Origin of the sequence: Achromobacter sp. RTa (genome assembly GCF_000757485.1) — a bacterium.
In the GTDB taxonomy this organism is placed as follows: domain Bacteria; phylum Pseudomonadota; class Gammaproteobacteria; order Burkholderiales; family Burkholderiaceae_B; genus Achromobacter.
On the sequence record NZ_JPYO01000019.1, the window covers coordinates 102307 to 124286 of the forward strand.

General features: G+C 64.8%; 21 protein-coding genes. 2 read left to right on the plus strand and 19 right to left on the minus strand.

The genetic code is table 11. The features are described from left to right. Positions 1-77: 77 nt before the first annotated feature. Complete coding sequence (gene ppsA / locus JL37_RS06705; protein WP_043542830.1) at positions 78-2444, minus strand: phosphoenolpyruvate synthase; 2367 nt, start codon at positions 2442-2444, stop codon at positions 78-80. Positions 2445-2626: 182 nt separating this feature from the next. Between ppsA and JL37_RS06710 the strand changes: the two genes are divergently transcribed. Next, positions 2627-3454, plus strand: coding sequence for a pyruvate, water dikinase regulatory protein (locus tag JL37_RS06710; protein WP_043542832.1), 828 nt, complete (start codon positions 2627-2629; stop codon positions 3452-3454). A 52-nt stretch (positions 3455-3506) separates the two neighbouring features. On the opposite strand, the gene JL37_RS06715 is transcribed toward JL37_RS06710, so the two are convergent. From JL37_RS06715 to rpsB, 18 genes are all read right to left on the minus strand, one after another. Then, positions 3507-3977 (minus strand): DUF2846 domain-containing protein, encoded by a 471-nt coding sequence (locus JL37_RS06715; protein ID WP_043542834.1) that lies wholly within the window; start codon positions 3975-3977, stop codon positions 3507-3509. Then, the gene (locus tag JL37_RS06720; protein WP_156124236.1) at positions 3974-4306 is read right to left on the minus strand and encodes a hypothetical protein; all 333 of its coding nucleotides are present in this window, start codon (positions 4304-4306) and stop codon (positions 3974-3976) included. Before JL37_RS06720 ends, JL37_RS06715 begins: the two co-directional genes overlap by 4 nt. 220 nt (positions 4307-4526) lie before the next feature. Then, positions 4527-5306, minus strand: coding sequence for an RNA methyltransferase (locus JL37_RS06725; protein WP_043542838.1), 780 nt, complete (start codon positions 5304-5306; stop codon positions 4527-4529). Further along, complete coding sequence (gene rnhB / locus JL37_RS06730; protein WP_043542839.1) at positions 5303-5911, minus strand: ribonuclease HII; 609 nt, start codon at positions 5909-5911, stop codon at positions 5303-5305. Before rnhB ends, JL37_RS06725 begins: the two co-directional genes overlap by 4 nt. Then, positions 5898-7094, minus strand: coding sequence for a lipid-A-disaccharide synthase (gene lpxB / locus JL37_RS06735; protein ID WP_043542841.1), 1197 nt, complete (start codon positions 7092-7094; stop codon positions 5898-5900). Before lpxB ends, rnhB begins: the two co-directional genes overlap by 14 nt. Continuing rightward, positions 7091-7885, minus strand: a complete 795-nt coding sequence (lpxA, locus tag JL37_RS06740; RefSeq protein ID WP_043542842.1) for an acyl-ACP--UDP-N-acetylglucosamine O-acyltransferase — start codon at positions 7883-7885, stop codon at positions 7091-7093. The genes lpxB and lpxA overlap by 4 nt, the downstream gene beginning before the upstream one ends. Before the next feature lie 3 nt (positions 7886-7888). Then, positions 7889-8344, minus strand: a complete 456-nt coding sequence (gene fabZ, locus JL37_RS06745) for a 3-hydroxyacyl-ACP dehydratase FabZ (RefSeq protein ID WP_008167730.1) — start codon at positions 8342-8344, stop codon at positions 7889-7891. A 66-nt stretch (positions 8345-8410) separates the two neighbouring features. Continuing rightward, positions 8411-9508, minus strand: a complete 1098-nt coding sequence (lpxD, locus tag JL37_RS06750) for a UDP-3-O-(3-hydroxymyristoyl)glucosamine N-acyltransferase (protein ID WP_043542843.1) — start codon at positions 9506-9508, stop codon at positions 8411-8413. Positions 9509-9525: 17 nt separating this feature from the next. Further along, positions 9526-10086, minus strand: a complete 561-nt coding sequence (locus JL37_RS06755) for an OmpH family outer membrane protein (RefSeq protein WP_043542844.1) — start codon at positions 10084-10086, stop codon at positions 9526-9528. 107 nt (positions 10087-10193) lie between these two features. Beyond that, positions 10194-12527, minus strand: coding sequence for an outer membrane protein assembly factor BamA (bamA, locus tag JL37_RS06760; RefSeq protein WP_043542845.1), 2334 nt, complete (start codon positions 12525-12527; stop codon positions 10194-10196). Positions 12528-12580: 53 nt separating this feature from the next. After that, entirely contained in the window at positions 12581-13912 is a 1332-nt protein-coding gene (gene rseP / locus JL37_RS06765; protein WP_043542846.1) for an RIP metalloprotease RseP, read from the minus strand. Positions 13913-13953: 41 nt separating this feature from the next. Continuing rightward, entirely contained in the window at positions 13954-15153 is a 1200-nt protein-coding gene (locus JL37_RS06770; protein WP_043542847.1) for a 1-deoxy-D-xylulose-5-phosphate reductoisomerase, read from the minus strand. Continuing rightward, complete coding sequence (locus JL37_RS06775; RefSeq protein WP_043542848.1) at positions 15150-16007, minus strand: phosphatidate cytidylyltransferase; 858 nt, start codon at positions 16005-16007, stop codon at positions 15150-15152. Before JL37_RS06775 ends, JL37_RS06770 begins: the two co-directional genes overlap by 4 nt. Before the next feature lie 56 nt (positions 16008-16063). Further along, on the minus strand, positions 16064-16828 hold the full coding sequence (gene uppS / locus JL37_RS06780; RefSeq protein WP_043542849.1) for a polyprenyl diphosphate synthase: 765 nt from the start codon (positions 16826-16828) through the stop codon (positions 16064-16066). Between the two features lie 174 nt (positions 16829-17002). Then, a complete protein-coding gene (gene frr / locus JL37_RS06785; protein WP_043542850.1) occupies positions 17003-17563 on the minus strand; it encodes a ribosome recycling factor in 561 nt (186 codons plus the stop codon). 15 nt (positions 17564-17578) lie between these two features. Beyond that, positions 17579-18295: a UMP kinase gene (gene pyrH / locus JL37_RS06790; protein WP_043542852.1), complete on the minus strand. Its 717-nt coding sequence runs from the start codon at positions 18293-18295 to the stop codon at positions 17579-17581. A gap of 94 nt (positions 18296-18389) precedes the next feature. Further along, positions 18390-19268 carry a translation elongation factor Ts gene (gene tsf / locus JL37_RS06795; protein WP_043542853.1) on the minus strand — a complete coding sequence of 293 codons (879 nt, stop codon included), beginning with the start codon at positions 19266-19268 and terminating at the stop codon, positions 18390-18392. 180 nt (positions 19269-19448) lie between these two features. Then, positions 19449-20198, minus strand: a complete 750-nt coding sequence (gene rpsB / locus JL37_RS06800) for a 30S ribosomal protein S2 (protein ID WP_043542854.1) — start codon at positions 20196-20198, stop codon at positions 19449-19451. Between the two features lie 955 nt (positions 20199-21153). Here rpsB and map point away from each other — a divergent pair. Further along, the gene (map, locus tag JL37_RS06805) at positions 21154-21975 is read left to right on the plus strand and encodes a type I methionyl aminopeptidase (protein WP_043542855.1); all 822 of its coding nucleotides are present in this window, start codon (positions 21154-21156) and stop codon (positions 21973-21975) included. Positions 21976-21980: the final 5 nt, after the last annotated feature.

A 21980-nucleotide genomic window follows, 5' to 3' on the forward strand; every position in this document is an offset into this window, starting at 1 on the left:
TTGTCTTGGGGCGGCCCGACGACAAAAAAAAACCCGCGCCACTTCCGTGACGCGGGGTTTTCACATCGGAAATCCGATCAGTTCTTGGCCAGGCGCTGCCACGTGTCGACAACGGTGTCCGGATTGAGCGACATCGACAGGATGCCCTCGTCCTTCAGCCATTGCGCGAAGTCGGGGTGGTCGCTGGGGCCTTGGCCGCAGATGCCCACGTACTTGTTGGCGGCCAGGCAAGCCTTGATCGCGCGGCGCAGCATGAACTTCACGGCCTCGTCGCGTTCGTCGAAGTCGGCGGCCAGGAGCTCCATGCCCGAATCGCGGTCCAGGCCCAGCGTCAGCTGGGTCATGTCGTTCGAGCCGATGGAGAAGCCGTCGAAATACTGCAGGAACTCGTCGGCCAGGATGGCGTTGGACGGCACTTCGCACATCATGATGAGCTTCAGGCCGTTTTCACCGCGGGCAAGGCCATGCTTGGCCAGCAGGTTGACCACCCGCTCGGCCTGGCCCAGCGTGCGCACGAAAGGCACCATGATTTCGACGTTGGTCAGGCCCATCTCGTCGCGCACCTTCTTCAGCGCTTCGCATTCCATGCGGAAGCACTCGGCGAAGTCCTCGGCGATATAACGCGACGCACCGCGGAAGCCCAGCATGGGGTTCTCTTCCTCGGGCTCGTAGCGCGAACCGCCGACCAGCTTGCGGTATTCGTTCGACTTGAAGTCCGACATGCGCACGATGACGGGCTTGGGGTAGAACGCCGCCGCGATCGTGGCCACGCCTTCGGCCATCTTCTCGACGAAGAAGGCGCGCGGGCTGGCGTGCCCGCGGGCCGCCGATTCCACGGCCTTCTTCAGTTCGCCGTCGACGTTCGGGTAGTCCAGCACCGCCTTCGGGTGGATGCCGATGTTGTTGTTGATGATGAATTCCAGGCGCGCCAGGCCGACGCCGCCATTGGGAATCTGGGCGAAGTCGAAGGCCAGCTGCGGATTGCCCACGTTCATCATGATCTTCAGATCGATGGCGGGCATGTCGCCGCGGCGCACTTCTTCCACCTCGGTCTCGATCAGGCCGTCATAGATGCGGCCTTCGTCGCCTTCCGCGCAGGACACGGTCACGGCCTGGCCTTCCTTCAGCACGTCGGTGGCGTTGCCGCAACCCACAACCGCCGGAATGCCCAGCTCGCGCGCGATGATGGCCGCGTGGCACGTACGGCCGCCGCGGTTCGTCACGATGGCGGAGGCGCGCTTCATCACGGGTTCCCAGTTGGGGTCCGTCATGTCGGTCACCAGTACGTCGCCCGGCTGGACCTTGTCCATGTCGGAGATGTCGCCAACCACGCGCACGGGGCCCGAACCGATCTTCTGGCCGATCGCGCGGCCGGTGATCAGGACCTGGCCGGTGGCCTTCAGGCGGTAGCGCTGCTGGACGTCGGCGGCGCCCTGCTGCGACTTCACCGTTTCCGGACGCGCCTGCAGGATGTAGATCTTGCCGTCCACGCCGTCACGGCCCCACTCGATGTCCATGGGACGGCCGTAGTGCTTTTCGATGATGACGGCGTAGCGGGCCAGTTCGTTGACCTCGTCGTCGGTCAGCGAATAGCGGTTGCGCTCGGAGACGGGCACGTCCACCGTGCGCACGGCGCGGCCTTCCGGACGCTCCGGGTCGAATTCCATCTTGATCAGCTTGGAGCCGATGCGGCGGCCCACGATCGGGAAGTGGCCCTGGGCCAGCGTGGGCTTGAAGACGTAGAACTCGTCAGGGTTGACCGCGCCTTGCACCACGGTTTCGCCCAGGCCGTACGACGAAGTGATGAACACCACGTCCTGGAAGCCCGATTCGGTGTCGATGGTGAACATGACGCCGGCGCTGCCCTTGTCGGAACGCACCATGCGCTGGATGCCGGCCGACAAGGCGACGTCGGCGTGGGCGTAGCCCTTGTGCACGCGATAGGAAATGGCGCGGTCGTTGTACAGCGACGCGAACACGTGGCGGATCTTGTCCAGCACGTCGTCGATGCCGACGACGTTCAGGAAGGTTTCCTGCTGGCCGGCGAACGAAGCGTCGGGCAGGTCTTCGGCGGTTGCGGACGAGCGCACGGCGAACGAGCCCTTGCCGTCGGCGTCGAGTTTGGCGAAGGCCTCGCGGATCTGCTTTTCGAATTCGGACGAGAACGGCGCCTCGACGATCCATTGGCGAATCTGCGCGCCGGCATTGGCCAGCTCGCGGACGTCTTCGGGGTTCAGCGTGCTCAAGCGCTCAGCGATGCGCTTGTCGAGGCCGGAGGCCTTGAGGAAGTCGCGGAAGGCATCCGCGGTCGTGGCGAAGCCGCCCGGCACGCGGACGCCCGCGCCAGACAGCTGACTGATCATTTCGCCTAGTGATGCGTTCTTGCCTCCTACCGAGTCCACGTCCGTCATGCGGAGCTGCTCGAACAAAACAACATACGACATTGAAGTCACCTTTTACAATGGAATGAAAGCGAGTTTGGTCAATGCGTCAGGAAGCTGGATCACAGCCCCAACTCTACGCGCTGACCAAACTGGCCTTGGACCGCCCTTGGGGTGACTTATAGGGGCCTGATTGTACTCGGTGGAGTACGTCCGGCCATCCGCCTGGTTGGAATTTTTTACACATGACATCTACCCCGATCGTACGCACGGTATACATCGTTTCCGACAGTACCGGCATCACCGCAGAAACCTTCAGCCAGTCAGTCCTTTCGCAGTTCGAGGGGGTCGATTTCAAGCCCGTCCGGCTGCCCTTCGTCGACACGCTGGAAAAGGCGGCCGAAGTCGCCATGCGGATCGACCGAAGCGCCCAGGAGGCCGGCGTTCCGCCCATCGTTTTCAGCACCCTGGTCAACCCCGACATGCTGGCCCGTGTTCGCCAGGCGAACGGAATCTTCCTCGATCTGTTCGGCACTTTCGTAAGCCACATCGAGCAGGCGTTGGGGCTGAAGTCCAGCCATTCCATCGGCCGCTCGCACATGCAGGCCAATTCAGAAAAGTACCGCAATCGGATCGACGCGATCAACTTCAGCCTGGCCCACGATGACGGCCAATTCGTGAACCAGCTGGACCAGGCGGACGTGATCCTGGTGGGCGTGTCCCGCTGCGGCAAGACGCCCACCAGCCTGTACCTGGCCATGCAATACGCCATCAAGGCGGCCAATTTCCCGCTCACGCCGGACGACTTCGAGCGCGGCACCCTGCCCTCGACCATCGCGCCGCACCGCGGCAAGCTCTTCGGCCTGTCGATCCAGCCCGAGCGCCTGGCCGAGGTCCGCAACGAACGCCGCCCCAACAGCCGCTATGCTAAGCTGGAACAATGCCGCTACGAAGTCGCCGAGGCCGAACGCATGATGCGCCGCGAAGGCATTTCGTGGCTGTCGAGCACCACGAAATCGATCGAGGAGATCGCGACCACCGTACTGCAGGAGGTCGGCCTGGACCGGGGTTGAAAACAGCAAGGGCGCGCCCCTGGCGCGCCCCTCTTTACAGCACCGTCGCGGCTTACAGGCCGGGCACCTGTTCGGGCGAGGCGGCGCCCCAATAGCGCAACTGGCGCATTTCATTCTCGGCCAACTCGGGCGGGTCGACCAATTGCATGGACAACTGGCCCACCGCGCTGGTGCTGCCCAGCGATTCCGCCATGATGCGCACATAGCGCGTCTGACCCGCATCCAACATGAAGCTCACGCCGTCGCCGGTCCAATACAGATTGGTGACGACGTAGCTGCCCGCGGGGCGGTCCACGAAGAAGAAGCTGCCAGGCTTGTTGCGGCCCACGACCTCCTTGTTGACACGCAGTTTTTGCTGGGCGGCCGCCATGCTCGCGGGTTGCGGCTGATAGAAATAAATCCGGCCGTTCCCCTCGGCGATGGGCGGGATCCTGCCATGCAGCGATTCGTACCTGGATCCGGCGCAACCGGCCAACAGCACAGCAACGACCGCGGCGGCCGCCATTCTCAACCACGCTTTCATTGACGCATCTCCACGGGCAACGTGACGGGACGGGACAGAGGCATGTATGAGCCTTCGCCCGGCAGGTAGAAACCGAGAAGCTTGCCGGAAGACGCCACGGCATAGGCTTCGTCCTGGCGACGCGTCTGGATGGTGAAGAGCCCGCTCAGGGGACGATAGACGTCGCCTTGCGGCAAGGCGCCCACGCGGCGCCATTGCGAGCCGGCAGCCAGCGTCACGCTACTATCGTTCGGCAGGGCCGCGATGACCGGTCTGGACAATTGGATGATGTGGACGGGATCCGCCGGAGCCGCATGCACCATGCTGACTTTCTGGGTATTGACCGACATGCACGCGCCCAGCGCAAACGCGCACGCGGCCGCCAAAAAAAGCACCCTGGCCGCGCGGGCGGGACAATCTTCAAGCCTACGAACCGGCGATGACGCCATAAACACCTCGGAAGCAAAAGCCGAAGTATATGAGTGCGTCCTATATTTACAAAACGTTTTCCGCCCGGTTCCGTCTGTCGCCGCAGCCGCGCCGCTTACCCTTCAGCGTTGCGGAACCGGATCAGGCGAGCAAGCCCTGCCGCCGCTGTTCGAACAGGCAGATGGCGGCCGCGGCTCCTACATTGAGCGACTCCACCGCCGCCATATCGTGGGGGATGTGCAGCTTAAGAGAGGCGGCGTCAAGCAAGGCAGCCGCCACGCCCTGTCCTTCGTGGCCGAATACCCAGGCGCAGCGTTCCGGCAGGCGGCCGCGGTACAGATCCTGCGCGCCCTCCAACGCGGTCGCCACCAGCGGCACCCGCAGGCTGGGCAGCAAGGCCGCAAGATCGACATGTTCATGGATGGCCAGGGCGAAGTGGGCGCCCTGGCCGCTGCGCAGCACCTTGGGCGACCATGCCGCCGCCGTGCCGGTCGCCAGGAACACCCGTTTCACGCCGGCCGCCGCGCAGGTGCGCAACAATGTGCCGACATTGCCGGGATCCTGGATGCGGTCGAACAGCACGCAGTTCTCGTCCACTTCCGCGGGCAATGCCATGGCTGGCGGCGTGACCAGGAACGCAACGCCCTGCCCGCTTTCCACGCTGGCCAGCGATTGCATCAGGCGCGCGTCCAGGGCCAGGCAGCGGCTATCGGGCACGGCGGCGGCCAAGGCGGCGATGTCGGGCTGAGACAGGCGCCCCACGTCGAAAACGGCCTGGTCGGGCGCGCCATGATGCTGCAGCCATGCCTGGCACAGGTGGACCCCGTCCAGCAGCACGGGCGCCCCGCGCTTGCCCGCCGTGCCGGCCAGCCTGGCGAGCGCCTTGACCGCGGGATTGTCGCGGGAACTGATGTGCTTCATGAGGTCGGACCGTAGGCCTTGATCGGCGCGAAGCTGCGGCGGTGTTCGGCGCAAGGACCGTGTTCGCGCAGCATTTGCAGGTGCAGCGCGGTGCCGTAGCCCTTGTGCTGGTCGAACGCGTACTGGGGATACAAGGCATGCAGCCGCAGCAGGTCCGCGTCCCGGGCTGTCTTGGCCAGGATGGAGGCCGCGGAAATCGCGGGCACCAGCGCATCGCCCTTGATGACGGTCTGCACGGTGCAACCCAGCTTCGGGGCCTGGTTGCCGTCCACAAGCGCCAGCTGCGGCAGGAGGGACAGGCCCTGGACCGCCCTTTGCATCGCCAGCATCGTGGCGCGCAGGATGTTCAGGCTGTCGATCTCGGCCACGCTGGCGCTGGCGACGAACCAGGCGAGCGAGCGCTCCTGGATTTCCAGCGCCAGGGCTTCGCGTGTCGCCGCCTTCAGCACCTTGGAATCCGCCAGGCCGTCGATGGGCCGGGCGGGATCCAGGATAACGGCCGCGGCGTACACCGCGCCCGCAAGCGGGCCCCGGCCGGCCTCGTCGACCCCGGCAGTCACCATCGGCGGCTGTTCGGGCGCCGCGAACAGGTCAGGCTGCTCCACCGGCCACCTCCAGGATCGCCTGGGCGGCCAGCGCCGGCGTATCGCGCAGCAGTTCCTGGTGCAAGGCGGTGAAACGCGCTTCGACCCGCGCCGTCAGCGCTTCATCGGTCAGCGCGGCCCAGGTCGCCTCGGCCAGTTTTTCCGGGGTGGCGTCGTCCTGCAGCAGCTCGGGCACGGCGAAATCGCGCAGCAGCACGTTCGGCAGGCCGACCCACGGCAGGTACGGACGCTGCTGACCAGATTTCCACGCCATGATGCGGCGCATCCAGGGCGACAGCACGTAGGAAATGACCATGGGGCGCTTGTACAGCGCCGTCTCGAGCGTCGCCGTGCCGCTGGCCACCAACACCGCCGTGGCCGCTTCCATCACCGACCAGGCCACGGGCGCCTGGCGCTCGCCGCCCTCCCCGTGCAGGTCCTCTGCGGTCACGCAGCGCAAGCCGGGCACCGGATACTGGGCCAGGATGGCCTGGAATTCGGCGCGCCGCTGGTCATTGACCATCGGCACCACGCATTGGAGGGCCGGGTCTTTTTTCTGCAGCAACTGGGCGGCCTGGAGGAAACGCGGGGCCAGCAGCCGGATCTCGGACGAGCGGCTGCCCGGCAGGATGGCCAGCACGCGCGCGTCCTGGGCTATGCCCAGGCGAGCCCGCGCCGCGGCCCGATCCGGCTGCATGGGCACGGCCCCGGCCAGCGGGTGGCCCACGTAGGTAACAGGAATGCCTTCCTTGCGGTAGATCTCTTCCTCGAACGGGAACAGCACCAGCATGTGCGACACGGATTCGCGGATCTTGTGGATGCGCTCGTAGCGCCAGGCCCAGATGGACGGCCCGACGAAATGCACCGTGGGCGTGCCGGCCTGCCGCAGCTGGTGCTCCAGGCGCAGATTGAAATCCGGCGCGTCGATACCGACGAAAACGGCAGGCGGCTCGGCCAGCCAGCGGCGCTTGACGTCGCGATAGGTGCCCAGCAGGCTGGGCAGCCGCTTGAGCGCATCGACGTACCCGAACACCGTCAGGGCATGCATGGGATGCCAGGCGTCGAACTCGCGGGCCTGCATCTGCGGCCCGCCGATTCCTTCGCACCGGACGCCGGCGTCGCGCGCTTGCAGACCGGCAATGATGCGACCGGCCAGCAAATCGCCCGAAGGCTCGCCGGCCACCATGCCGATCCGCGTGTTCATGGCCGGATGATGCCGCGGCTGGCGACGTCCAGGAAATCGAGCAGGGTCTGCAGGCGGCTGGCGACTTCCGGTTCCGCCTGCTGGCGGGCGCGCAACTCGGCCCGCGCCGCGTCCAGGGAAAGCCCCCTGCGGTAGATGGTCTTGTAGGCGTCGCGCAGCGCAGAAATCTCGGCGGGAGTGAATCCGCGGCGTTTCAGGCCCTCGACGTTGACGCCGACCGGCCGGCAGGGGTTGCCGGCAGCCAGCACGAACGGCGGCGTATCCTGCATCAAGGAGCTGTTGCCGCCCGTCATGCTGTGCGCGCCGATGCGCGCGAACTGGTGCACCCCGGTCAGGCCGCCCACGATGGCCCAATCGCCGACATGGACGTGGCCGCCCAGCTGCACGGAATTGGCCAGGATGGTGTTGCTGCCGATGTGGCAGTCGTGCGCCACGTGCACGTACGCCATGATCCAGTTGTCGTCACCCAGCGTGGTGACGCCGCCGTCCTGCACGGTGCCCGTGTTCAGCGTCACGAACTCCCGCACGGTATTGCGGTCGCCGATTTCGAGACGCGTCGGCTCGCCCTTGTATTTCTTGTCTTGCGGCATGCCGCCGATCGAGCAGTACCGGTAGAAGCGGTTGTCGCGTCCGATGGTCGTCACCCCGTCCACCATGCAGTACGGGCCGATCTCGGTGCCGGCGCCGATGGTCACGCCGGGGCCGATCATCGCGTAGGCGCCGACCACCACGGTCGGGTCGAGTTTTGCCGCCGGATCGACGACAGCGGTGGGGTGAATGTTTCCTGCCATTGACTACTCTTCCAGGCTGCGAATCGCGCACATCAGCTTGGCCGAGGCGACTTCCTGGCCGTCCACCGTTGCGCGCGCTTGGTACTTACAGATGCTGCGGCTCAAACGCTCGGCTTCCACTTCGATGCGCAGCTGGTCGCCCGGCACCACGGGGCGGCGGAAACGCGCGCCATCGATGCCGACCAGGTAATACGCCGTCTTGGAACCTTCGCACTTCAGGCCGCCGTTCTCGTCGGTGAACGAGAACAGGGCCGAGGCCTGGGCCATGGCTTCGACGATGAGCACGCCAGGCATCACCGGGTGATGCGGAAAGTGGCCATTGAAAAACGGTTCATTGATCGAGACGTTCTTGATGGCCACGATGGACTTGCCAGGCACCATTTCGACGACGCGGTCAATCAGCAGCATCGGGTAACGATGCGGCAACCTCTCCATGATCCCCTTGATGTCGAGTTCCATTTTTCTATGCTTTCCTGCAAAGTGAAATAATTTCGCGGCGCGGACGCGCCGGAGCGACGGAGCGCCCTACTCTTTTTCCAGCGTCCGCACGCGGCGGCGCAATTGCGCCAACTGCTGTATCACGGCGGCGTTGCGCTGCCATTCGCCATGTTCCGCATACGGGAATACGCCCGTATAGCGGCCTGGCTTCGAAATATTGGACGTAACCGCGGTGCCGCCCGAAATATGCACGTCGTCGCCCAGCGTCAGGTGGCCCGACAGCATGGCGGCTCCGCCGATCGTGCAGCGTTCCCCGATCGTGGTCGAGCCAGCCACCCCGACGCAGGCCGCCATCGCGGTGTGCGCGCCGATGCGGCAGTTGTGGCCGATCATGATCTGGTTGTCCAGCTTCACGCCGTCGGACACCAGGGTGTCTTCGAGCGCGCCGCGGTCGATCGTCGTGTTTGCGCCGATTTCGACGTCGTCGCCGATCGTCACCCCGCCCAACTGCGGGATCTTGCCCCAGGCGCCCTTGCCCAGCGAGGGATCCGGCGCGAAACCGAATCCGTCCGCGCCCAGCACCGCTCCGCTATGGATGATGGCCCGGGCGCCCACGGTGACGCCTTCGTACAGCGTAACGTGGGCGTGCAGCAGGCTGCCAGGCCCCACGGACGAGCCGGCGCCGATGACGCAGCCCGGCCCCAGCACCGCGCCGCGGCCGATCCGGGCGCCGGATTCCACCACGCATTGCGGGCCGATGCGCACGCCCTCTTCGATCGTGGCGTCATCGGCCACCACCGCGGACGGATGCGTATGGGCGGGCAGCTCGGGCCGCCTCGCGGCGTCGAACCACTGCGCCACGCGGGCGTAAAGCAGATAGGGATGCTTGCAGACGACCAGCGCGAAAGGCGGCCGCGGGCTGCCTTCGGCCTCCAGGGCCTCGGCCACGTCGTTCGAGACGATGACCGCCGCCGCCCTGGTGGCGCCGAGCTGGCTCTGGTAGCGGGGATTGGCCAGGAAGGAGATTTCCTGCGGGCCCGCCGATGACAGCGTTCCAATGCCGCAGACCTGCAAGGGGTCTGCGCCTGGCGCCGCACTGATGCGCCAGTCCAATCCCTGGGTATTGGCGGCGCTCAACAGTGCTTCAAGCGTCGGCGCGCGGACAAGATCCAGTAAAACCGGCATGACGTGACAGGTGTTACTTACTTGCCCAGGCTCTGGATCACCTTGTCGGTGATGTCGATGCGCGGGTTGACCGTCACGGCGTCCTGGATGATCAGGTCGTAGTTTTCCTGCTCGGCGATGCGCTTGATGGCCTCATTGGCCTTCGTCACGATGCCCGAGAATTCCTCGTTGCGGCGGCGGTTGAAGTCTTCCTGGAACTCGCGGCGCTTGCGCTGCAGGTCGGTATCCAGGTTGGACAGCTCACGCTGGCGCTTGACGCGGTCGGATTCCGACAGGACGGGAGCGTCCTTGTCGAATTTCTCGGCTTGCGAGCGCAGGTTGTTGTTCAGGCGCTGGAGTTCGTCGTCGCGCTTCTTGAATTCGGCTTCGATTTTGCTTTGGGCAGTCTTGGCCGGGCCCGACTCGCGCAGGATCCGCTCGGTATTCACGAAACCGATCTTGGTGCCTTGAGCATGCGCGGGAATCGCCGCAGCCGAACCGAGAATGAGCGCACCCACCAGGGCAATGGAGCCGCCCAGCTTGCCGCGGCGCTTGGCACCCAGCGAATTCGATGTTTTAAGTGCGGAATCAGACATCATGAAAATCTCACCTTCCAGTAAGGCAAAGCCAAAGTGTGTATTGTGCCACTAAACAGCAAGGGAGCCGGCCCACCGGCCCCCTCCCTTGTTTTCAAGCGTAACGGCGCTTAGAAACCGGTCCCGATCTGGAACTGGAAGCTTTGCTTGTCGTCGCCGGGCTTCGAATTGAGCGGACGGGCGTAAGACAGCTGCAACGGGCCCATCGGCGACTGCCACGACAGGCCGATACCGGCCGAGAAACGCCAGCCGCAAGGATCTTCCACCTCGCTGCCCGGCTTGCCGTTGGTGCAAGACAGGCCGCTGCCCGCCGCCACCTGGCCCGCATCCGTGAAGATGAACCAGCGCAGGGTGCGGTCTTTCGTGGCGCCCGGGAACGGCAGGTACAGCTGGGCGTTGGCCACGATGCGGCGCGTGCCGCCCAGGTAGTCGCCCGTCTTCGTATCGCGCGGGCCCAGGGACGAGCCCTCGTAGCCGCGGACGGTGCCGATACCGCCGGCATAGACGTTCTTGATGACCGGGTAATCATTGCCGCCGTAGCTCTGGCCCCAATCGACCATGCCGTTCAGGGCCAGGGTATAGGAGCCGCCCAGCGGCACGTAGTACTGCTGCTGGGCCGTCAGCATCGTGTATTGCAGGTCGATGGTGGACAGGTCGGCCTTCAGGCGGGTGTACGAACCCTTGGTCGGCGCCAACGCGCTGTCGCGCGTGTCCTTCGACCAGCCCGTGCTGAAGATCACCGAATTGGTCGCATCGCCGTAATCGTCGACGAACTTCTCGTAGGCCGCCGGCGAGTTGTCGTACAGCTCGATCTGGTTGCGCTCGAAGTTCGCGCCCAGGAAGATCCGGTCGTACTCGGAGATCGGGATACCGAAGTTCATGCCCAGGCCCATGGCCTTGACGCGGTAGTCGCCGTCGTTGTTGTTCCAGGGCTCGGTCACGCGGTAGTAGGCGGACGTGGTGCGGCTGATACCGTCCTTGGTCCAGTACGGATCGGTGTGCGACAGCACGATCGCGCGGTTGGTCTTGCTGGTGTTCAGCTGCAGGGTCAGGTTGGTGCCGCTGCCGAACACGTTGTCTTCGCTGATGCCCGCCGACAGGATGGCCTTTTCGGACGAGCCGTAGCCCACGCCCAGGTTGATCATGCCGGTGGGCTTTTCCTTGACGTCGACGTTCACGTCGACCTGGTCGGGAGAACCGGGGACCGGATCGGTCTTGACGTTGACGTCGCTGAAATAGCCCAGGCGGTCGATGCGGTCGCGCGAGGTCTTGATGTCCGCGGCGTCGTACCAGGCGGCTTCCTGCTGGCGCATTTCGCGGCGCACCACTTCGTCGCGGGTGCGGGTATTGCCGCCGATCTGGATGCGGCGCACGTACACGCGGCGGCTCGGGTCGACGTAGAACGTCAGGTCGGCCTCGTGCTTGGCGCGGTCCAGCTGCGGGTTGGGGTTGACGTTGGCGAAGGCATAGCCCAGCTCGCCCAGGTAGTCCGTGATGGCCTTGGCCGAATCGTTGGCCTTGGCGGCCGAGAAGGTCTCGTCCGGCTTGACCTGCAACAACGCGCCGATTTCCTTGTCCAGGCCCAGCAGGTTGCCCGCCAGCTTCACGCTGCGCACCTTGTAGGGCTCGCCTTCGTGCACGGTGATCGTGATGCGGATGTCCTTGCGGTCCGGCGAAATCGTGACCTGCGGCGGCTCGACCGAGAATTCGAGATAGCCCTGGTCGAGGTAGAACGAGCGCAGGCGCTCCAGGTCGCCCTCGAGCTTTTCGCGCGAATACTTGTCGGTGTCGGTGTACCAGGTCAGCCAGCCCGGCGTCGTCAGCTGGAACACGTCCAGCAGGTCGCCCTCGGAAAAGGCCTTGTTGCCGACGAAGCGGATCTCCTGGATGCGCGCGACCGAGCCTTCGAACACGTCGAAGCTCACGCCCACGCGGTTGCGCGGCAGCGGCGTCACGGTGGCGGTCACTTCCACCCCGTACTTGCCCTTGGACAGGTACTGCTGCTTCAGTTCGTATTCGGCGCGCTCGAGCATGGAGCGATCGAAAATCCGGCCTTCGGCGAAGCCGACCTGCGCCAGCGACGTCGTGATGGCCTTGGAGTCGAACTCGCGCATGCCGTTGAAATTCACCGAGGCGATCGTCGGACGTTCCTGCACGACCACCACGACGACGTTATTGTCGGTCTGGATCTGTACGTCGGTGAAAAAGCCCGTGCCGTACAGGCGGCGGATGGCCTCGGTGGCCTCTTCCTCGGTGAACTTCTCGCCGACCTTGACGGGCAAGTAACCGAAGACGGTGCCGGCGTCGGTTCGTTGAATACCCTCCACGCGGATATCCCGCACGACAAAAGGGTCGAAGGCGTGGGCGATGGCCGGTACCAGCAGTGCGGCGATCAGACCCGGCAGTACACCCTTTTTGTGATGAAACATCCGGCGAAAAGACATCCTTGAGTATCCTCGGTCGTGCAAATGGCGGGGGATTTTATGCTAAATCGCGCTTAAGTGAACAAACGCGTGAAATCGTTGAACAGCGCAAGCCCCATCAGGCCTGCCAATAAACCTATGCCGGCGCGCTGTCCGATATCGATCCACCTCGCAGGCGGCGGGCTACCCCGCACAATTTCGACGAGATAGTACAGCAGATGGCCACCATCCAGCATAGGAATAGGTAGCAAATTTAGAACGCCGAGACTGATGCTGATCAAGGCGATATACGCGATATACGCAACAATTCCGATTCTGGCGGTCTGTCCGGCGTAATCCGCGATGGTCACCGGGCCACTGACATTGCGCCAGGACACGTCGCCGGTCACCATGCGGCCCATCATGCGCAGCGAGAACCAGGCGGTATCCCAGGTGCGGACGGCGCCGCGCCACACGCTTTCGAACACCCCGTAGCGGACCGTCACCATGGGAACGTCGCCGCCCAGCTGCACGCCCAGGCGTCCGATTTCCTGGCCGTTGACCATTTCGGGCCGTGGCGTGACGTTCAAGGAGACCGGGGCGCCCTGGCGCATCAGGGTCAGCGCGAGGGTCTTGCCGGCGCTTTCCTGGATCTGCTTGACCAAGGCGGCCGTATCCGGGGTGGGAACGCCGTTCACGGCCACGACCAGATCGCCCGGCAGCAGCCCGGCCGCCTTCCCTTCCCCGCCGTCATTGACGACGCGCACGGCGGGCTTGGGTTGGGCCAGCCGGATGCCGGCGGCGGCCAGCGGATCTCCGCTGGCCGGATCCATCGTATTGGAGGGAAGCACCAGTTCGCGCTGGTGTACGGCGCCGCCGGAGGTCCGGACCTCGATCTGCGCGCTTCCGCCCGTGGACATCACGTCCATCAGCCGCCAGCGGGCGTCCGACCAGGACGCGATTTCCTGGCCGTCGATGGCCAGGATGCGGTCTCCCGGCAGCAGGCCGGCGCGAGCCGCGGGCGTCTCGGCGGCGGGCTGGGCGATGATGGCCACCGGCTCTTCGGTGCCGGCCATGTTCAGGCCCGCATAGAGGAAGACGGCGAGGATCAGGTTGAAAATGGGGCCGGCGGCGACGATCGCGATGCGCTGGCCGACCGGCTTGCTGTTGAATGCCCCCGCGGCCTCCGCGGCGCTGGCGCCGGCTGGCGGATCGTCCTGCATTTTGACGTAGCCGCCCAGCGGCAACGCCGAAACCGCCCATTCCGTGCCGTGTTTGTCGGTACGGCGCAGGACGACCTTGCCGAACCCCACCGAGAAGCGCAGGATCTTCACGCCGCACAGGCGGGCCACCCAGTAATGCCCCAGCTCATGAAAGATGATCAGGGTGCCAAGCGCAACCGCAAAGGCCAGCAGGGTGAAAAGCATCGGATTCGGAAGATCTAGGGAATCAGTGGCGGGCGCCGCCGTCAGGCAAGACCGAGGTTGCCCGCGTAGGCGCGCGCCGCCGCGTCCAGCGCGAGTACGTCGTCAAGACTGCTGAGGGTAACAGAAGCTTGCCGAGCCTGCCACTCCAGGGAGGCCTCGATCACTCTCGGAATCCAGGTATAGGGCAGCCGGCCCGCCAGGAAAGCCTCGACGGCCACTTCGTTGGCCGCGTTCAAGACCACGCAGGCGCGCTGCCCGGCCCTCAGGGCCGCGAACGACAGGGCCAGGCAGGGGAAACGGGCAAGATTTGGCTTTTCGAAGTCCAGCCGCCCCAGGCGGGTCAGGTCGAGCGGACCCACCCCGCTCTCCAGGCGCTCCGGGAAGCCCAGGCCATAGGCGATCGGCGTGCGCATGTCGGGCTGCCCGAGCTGCGCCAGCACGGATCCGTCGTTGTACTCCACCATGGAATGCACGACGCTTTGCGGGTGCACCACGACCTCGATGCGGTCGGCGGGCATGGCGAACAGCCAATGCGCTTCGATCACTTCCAGGCCCTTGTTGAGCATGGTGGCGGAATCCACCGAGATCTTGCGGCCCATGCTCCAGTTGGGATGGGCGCAGGCCTGGGCTGGCGTGACCTCATGCAGGTCTTCCAGGTCCCGCCCGCGGAACGGGCCGCCGGAGGCCGTCAGCAGGAGGCGCCGCACGCCAGGCGCGGGAGCGTCCGGGGCATCCGCCCTCCCGCCTTGAGGCAGGCATTGGAAAATCGCGTTGTGTTCGCTGTCGATGGGAAGCAGTTCGGCGCCGTTGTCGCGGATGGCCTGCATGAAAAGCGAGCCGGCGGCGACCAGGGCCTCTTTGTTGGCCAGCAGCACGCGCTTGCCGCTGCGCGCGGCGGCCAAGGCGGCGGGCAGCCCCGCCGCGCCGACGATGGCGGCCATGACCGAATCGCATTGCGGATCGGCCGCGGTCTCGGCCAGCGCCTGCGCGCCCACCCTGATCTCGGGCATGGGGCGGGAACCCGCCCAGGCGGCGATGAACTTCCGGCGCGCGTCGTCGTCGGGCACCACCACCACCGCCGCCCCGCTGGCCTGGGCCTGCTCGGCCAGGCGATTCATCCGGCTGTACGCCGACAAGGCATAAACCGCCAACCGCTCGGGATGGCGGGCAATCACATCCAGTGTGCTTTCACCGATCGAACCGGTCGATCCCAGCACAACGACGCGTTGAAAAGCCGTCAAAACAACACTCCAGACAAAAGTAGCGCGAACGGCGCGACGGGAAGGATCGCGTCGATGCGGTCGTAGACGCCGCCATGGCCGGGCAGCAGCGTGCTGGAATCCTTGCGGCCGGCGCGGCGCTTGAGCAGCGATTCGAACAGGTCGCCCACGATGGAAACCACGCCCAGCAACGCGGCGATCGGCAACGCCAGCCAGAACGTCCAGCGTTCGACCAGCGCGTGTCCGAAAGTGCCGCCCCAGAGGCTGGAAAGGCCGATCCAGACCACCGCGCCCAGCACGCCGGCAATGGCGCCCTCGATCGTCTTGCCCGGACTGACCCGCGGGGCCAGTTTACGCCTGCCGAATGCGCGGCCGGCAAAATACGCGGCGATATCGGCCACCCAGACGAGCGCCAGCAGCGACACGACGAAGCCGGCGCCGCGCGCCATGAACATCTGTGCGAGCACGGCCCAAGCAGCAAAGGCCGCGGGCACGGAAAAGACGGACCAGCCCAGGCTGGCCGGCGGCGCATCGGAGCGCCCCCGGACCACCGCGGCCAGGCCGGCGAACAGCCATACGGCCGCCACCGCCGGAACCACGTAGCGCAGCACCCAGGCGGGATCCGCCACGCCGGCGCGGTCGCCCGCCAGCCAGGCGGATGCCAGCCCCAGCATGCCCGCGAACAGCAGCGCGGCGACACCGACGGAAATCAGGGGGGAAGGCGGTTGCGGCAGCGTCAGGCGCAGCCACTCCCAATTGGCGCAGGCGGCCGCCAGGGCCAGCAAGGCGACGAACCACCACGGATTGGCGCTGAACATCGCGGCGGCCAGGATGGCCAACAGGATGACGGCGGTAACGATACGCTGGCCCAACATATGACGGTCTCCTCGTATACAGCTCTGGAAAGACGCGCTTGTCGCCGTCTGGTTGCTTATTTCGCGCCGTCTTCGCTGAGCTGCGCGCTGGTGCGGCCGAAACGGCGCTCGCGCGTGCGGTACCAGTCGAAGGCGGCCTGGAGCTCCGCTGCGCCGAAGTCCGGCCAATAGCGGTCCGTGAAGTAGAACTCCGCGTAGGCCATCTGCCAGATCAGGAAATTGGAAATGCGTTGCTCACCGCCCGTGCGGATGAACAGGTCGGGCTCGGGCGCCCAGGCCATGGAAAGGTGCCTCGACAGCCGTTCTTCGTCCACCAGTTGCGGCTGCGCCGCCAGCCCGGGCTCGGCCGCCAACATGGCGCGCGTGGCTTGCAGGATGTCCCAGCGCCCGCCGTAGTTGGCGGCGACCGTCAGGTGCAGGCGGTCGTTGTGGGCGGTACGCTCCTGGGCGGCGAAAATGAGTTCCTGCAGGCGGGGTTCGAAGGCGCTCAGGTCGCCGATGACGTGCAGCCGCACGCCCTGCTCTTCCAGCTTGCCGACCTCGCGCTCCAGGGCCTGCACGAACAGGCGCATCAAGAGCGAGACTTCCTCGGCGGGACGGCGCCAGTTTTCGGAACTGAAGGCGAAGAGCGTCAGGTAACGGACGCCAGCGCGGCCGCAGGCCTCGACCACGCGCCGCACGGCTTGCACGCCCTTGGCATGCCCCGCCGTACGAGGCAGCAGCCGCCGCGTCGCCCACCGGCCGTTGCCATCCATGATGATGGCCACGTGTTCGGGAACATCGCGGATGGCGGGAACCGCCTGGGTCGAACTGGTTGCCATGAGTGTGGTGCTGCGCGCAGAGGGCCGGCGAAAATCGGAAATACGGGGAAAAGCCTGCGCCGTCGATCCATCGCTACGTAGAGATGCTGCGAAACAATGGATAGGACGGCGCGTAGGCAAAAATATCCTGGGCCCGGGCGCAGCCGCGATGGCCGCGCCCGGAACGTGCAGGAATTATACGGTCATGATTTCCGCTTCTTTCTGGGCGACCATCTTGTCGATGTCGGCCACGCTGCGATCCGTCAGCTTCTGGACGTCGTCCTGGGCGCGGCGTTCGTCGTCCTCGGAGATTTCCTTGTCCTTGACGAGCTTCTTCAGCGCTTCATTGGCTTCGCGGCGCAGGTTGCGCACAGCCACCTTGGCATCCTCGCCTTCGCTGCGTACGACCTTGGTAAGGTCGCGGCGGCGCTCTTCGGTCAGGGCCGGCATCGGCACGCGGATGGTGTCGCCCATCGACATCGGGTTCAGGCCCAGGTCCGACTCGCGGATGGCCTTCTCGATGACGGAAGCCATGGGCTTTTCGTAGGGCTGGACGCTGATCGTGCGGGCGTCCACCAGGTTGACGTTGGCCACCTGGCTGATCGGCACGGGCGAACCGTAGTACTCGACCTGAACGTGATCCAGGATGCCGGTATGGGCGCGGCCCGTACGGATCTTGGCCAGGCTGGTCTTGAGCGTATCAAGCGACTTGACCATCCTGGCTTCGGCGGATTTGCGGATTTCTGCGACGCTCATGGAATTTCCTTTTCTTTAAACGTGTACCAAAGTGCCTTCGTCTTCGCCGCTGACCACCCGCTTGAGGGCGCCGGACTTATTGATCGAAAACACTTTGATCGGCAGTTTCTGGTCGCGGCACAGCGCGAACGCGGTAGCGTCCATGACTTCCAGGCGGCGGACGATGGCTTCGTCGAAACTGATGCGCGCGTATCGCGTGGCGGTGGGATCCTTGTTGGGGTCCGCGCTGTAGATGCCGTCGACCTTGGTGGCCTTCAACACGATCTCCGCGCCGATTTCGGCGCCGCGCAGGGCGGCGGCGGTGTCGGTGGTGAAGAAGGGGTTGCCGGTGCCCGCCGCGAAAATGACGACCTTGCCCTCTTCGAGGTAACGCAGGGCCTTGGGGCGGATGTAGGGTTCGACGACCTGATCGATGTTCAGGGCCGATTGTACGCGGGTGTCGATTCCCTTGTGCTTGAGCGCGTCCTGCAGCGCAAGCGCGTTCATGATGGTGGCCATCATGCCCATGTAGTCGGCCGTCGCGCGGTCCATGCCCTGCGCGCCCGGGGCGACGCCACGGAAGATGTTGCCACCGCCGATGACGATGGCCAGTTCAACGCCGGTGGCGGCGACTTCGGCGATCTCATCGGTCATGCGGACGATGGTGGAACGATTGATGCCGAACGCATCTTCGCCCATCAGCGCCTCGCCGGAAAGCTTGAGAAGAACCCGTTTGTATGATCTGCTGCTCATAGGTGATATCCCGAGGAACAATCCGACGAAAGTGTAAGACAAGAAATAGGCCGGCCTGATTTTAGTCAGAGCCGGCCCGTAAGCAAACTACCGTTTAGGCGCGGCCAGCGGCGGCGGCGGCAACCTCGGCGGCGAAATCGCTGGTCTTCTTCTCGATACCTTCGCCGACGACGAACAGCACGAACTTGCTGATCGAAGCGCCCTTGGCCTTCAGCATCTGCTCGACCGTGGCCTTGTCGTCCTTGACGAACGGCTGCGACAGCAGGGTGACTTCCTTCAGGAACTTCGCGACCGAGCCTTCGACCATCTTGGCGACGATTTCAGCCGGCTTGCCCGATTCGGCGGCCTTCTGCTCGGCGACCGAGCGCTCGGCGGCGATGTCGGCGGGGTTCACGCCGTCGGCGTTCAGCGCCTTGGGCTTGGTTGCAGCGATGTGCATCGCCAGGTCCTTGCCCACTTCCTCGGCGCCCGAGTATTCAACCAGCACGCCGATGCGGCCGCCGTGCACGTAGCTGGCCAGCGCGTTCGGGGTCTCGATGCGCTCGAAGCGGCGGATCGACATGTTTTCGCCGATCTTGCCGATCAGGGCGGTGCGGGTGGATTCGATCGTGCCGTCGCCATAGGGCAGCGCCGACAGGGCTTCAACGCTGGCGGGGTTCTGCGTGGCGACGATCTCGGCCAGCTTGTTCACGAAAGCGACGAAGTCGTCGTTCTTGGCGACGAAGTCGGTTTCGCAGTTGACTTCGATGACGGCGCCTTGCTTGGCGTCGGCAGAGATGAACAGACCGATCAGGCCTTCGGCGGTGACGCGGGCGGCGGCCTTGCTGGCCTTGTTGCCCAGCTTGACGCGCAGGATTTCCTCGGCGCGGGCCAGATCGCCTTCGGCTTCCGTCAAGGCCTTCTTGCACTCCATCATGGGGGCGTCGGTCTTTTCGCGCAGTTCCTTGACCAGGGCAGCGGTAATTTCAGCCATGTTTGCTCCAATTTTGCTAGAACACGCCCCGGCAGGCCGGGACAGTGATGTGATTCGATGGGACATCCGCGATTCGCGGAGCTGGAAGATGGGAGCCCACCTTCGCTGTGCCGGCGAGGCGGGAGCGGGCCGGATTTCCGGACCGCTCCCAGACACTAACCGCCGGACATGACAACCGGCTTAGGCCTGGTTGTCCTGCACTTCGACGAACTCTTCCTGGCCTTCGCCCAGCTCTTCGACCAGACCGTTCAGGTTCTGCTCGCGGCCTTCCAGCACGGCGTCGGCGATGCCCTTGGCGTACAGCGCGATGGCCTTGGCCGAGTCGTCGTTGCCGGGGATGACGTAGTCGATGCCGTCGGGCGAGTGGTTGGTGTCAACCACGGCCACGACCGGGATGCCCAGCGTCTTGGCTTCGGCGATGGCGATCTTGTGGTAGCCGACGTCGATCACGAACATGGCATCGGGCAGGCCGTTCATGTCCTTGATGCCGCCGATCGACTTGTTCAGCTTTTCCAGTTCGCGTTGGAACAGCAGGCCTTCCTTCTTGATCATGCGCTCGGCGCCGCCTTCGGCGACAACGGCTTCCATGTCCTTCAGGCGCTTGACCGAGGTCTTGACCGTCTTGAAGTTGGTCAGCATGCCGCCGAGCCAGCGGGCGTCGACGTAGGGCATGCCGCAACGGGCGGCTTCGGCGGCGACCAGCTCACGCGCAGCGCGCTTGGTGCCGACGAACAGGATGTTGCCGCCGCGAGCAGCCAGCTGCTTCACGAACTTGGTGGCTTCCTGGTACTTATCAACCGTCTTTTCGAGGTTGATGATGTGAATCTTGTTGCGATGGCCGAAGATATAGGGGGCCATCTTGGGGTTCCAGTAACGGGTCTGGTGACCGAAGTGGACACCCGCTTCCAGCATTTCGCGCATCAAAGACATGACTTTCTCCAAGGGTTGATTTCTTGCGCCGCACCTGCATCAGCCTCTGGCTGACACCCTGGGTGGTGTTGCGCGCGATTTCCCGCAACTGCGGGATGACAAAATTCTAACCGGGCCGGCCGATCACTGCCGCAATAACTCCGACGCCTTCGGGCGGACCGCCCTAGACGCCTCTTACCACGCTGCCGCGATAAACCCAGACAGCCGCCACGGCGAAAACCTCGCGCCGCATGCATGCAACGCGTCTCCCGACCCGCCAGGAATTTCCTGGAAGTTTCTTCGAGACGCACCCGGACCTGTTTTGTTGGCGGCGAAATCCAGCTCTGGAAAATCCTGCTCTTCGCGTTCGGAAAGACGCCAAACCTGGCACCCATACGACCGCGCATCAGACCGTCGGGGCATTTCTTAAGAAAACACGAATGTTTTCAAGAACTTAATCCGACATCCACACCGAGCACAGACCCTGAGCCTGCATCGCCGCTCTAAAACTTGACCAGGCTTGCAAGCACACCGCGCCCCGGTTCGCGCCAGCCGTGGATTTGTTGCCGCCCACGCCCGTCCGGCCCGCATCCGATGCGCGCTCCCTGCCACCGGCACCCGCGGCCTGCCCGATTTCGCTCCACAACCTTCGCTTGCGGTGAAACTTCAGGGCGTGCCGCCGATCCCAATGATTGGATCCGCACAACCAAATACTTGCCGGGCTTGCGCAAGGCTGGCGCCAACGCCACCATGCCAACACCCGCCGGGATCGGCTCTTGCCGTTACCCAGTAGTACTGAGTAGCTGGGCTTTCACCCTGAGTTTTCACCCTGGGTTTTCACCTGGGGTTCACCCCGGGCTTTCACCCTGGGTTCATCCCACCACTCACTACCATGCATCCCCAAAAATTTAGGGAAGCCTATAATTCTACTATTCTTTCAAGCAGACATTCAAGCGACTGATCGCCAAGCTAATCCATGGGCACTATTACCAATCAGGCCGACCTGGCCAAAATGCGCGCGGCCTGCCAGGACGCCGCCAAAGTCCTCGACTTCATCACCCCCCACGTCAAGCCGGGCGTCACGACGGGCGAGCTCGACCGCCTCTGCCTGGAATACCTGACCGACGAGCTGGGCGTGAAGTCCGCCACGGTGGGTTACGCGCCCCCGGGCTATCCGCCCTTCCCCGGCGCCATCTGTACCTCGGTGAACCACCAGGTCTGCCATGGCATCCCGGGCGACAAGGTGCTGAAAAACGGGGACTCATTGAATATCGACGTCACCATCATCAAGGACGGCTGGTTCGGCGACACCAGCCGCATGTACGCCGTCGGCGAGCAGTCCATCCTGTCGCGCCGCCTGACCGAAATCACCTTCGAATGCATGTGGAAAGGCATCCAGCAGGTGAAGCACGGCGCCACGCTGGGCGACGTCGGCAACGCGATCCAGAAGCACGCCGAGGCCAACGGCTTCTCGGTCGTCCGCGAATTCTGCGGCCACGGCATCGGCCAGCGCTTCCATGAAGACCCGCAGGTGCTGCATTACGGCAAGCCGGGCACGGGCGTGGAGCTTACGACAGGCATGCTGTTCACCATCGAGCCCATGATCAATGCCGGCCGGCGCGAGATACGCCAGCTGTCCGACGGCTGGACGGTCGTCACCCGCGACCACAGCCTGTCCGCCCAATGGGAGCATGCTGTCTGTGTGACCGAAACCGGCTACGAGGTCCTGACCCTGTCGCCCGGCATGCCCCAGCCGCCGGCATTCATCACCGAACCCATCGTCATTCCCGCCGTCTGACGTCC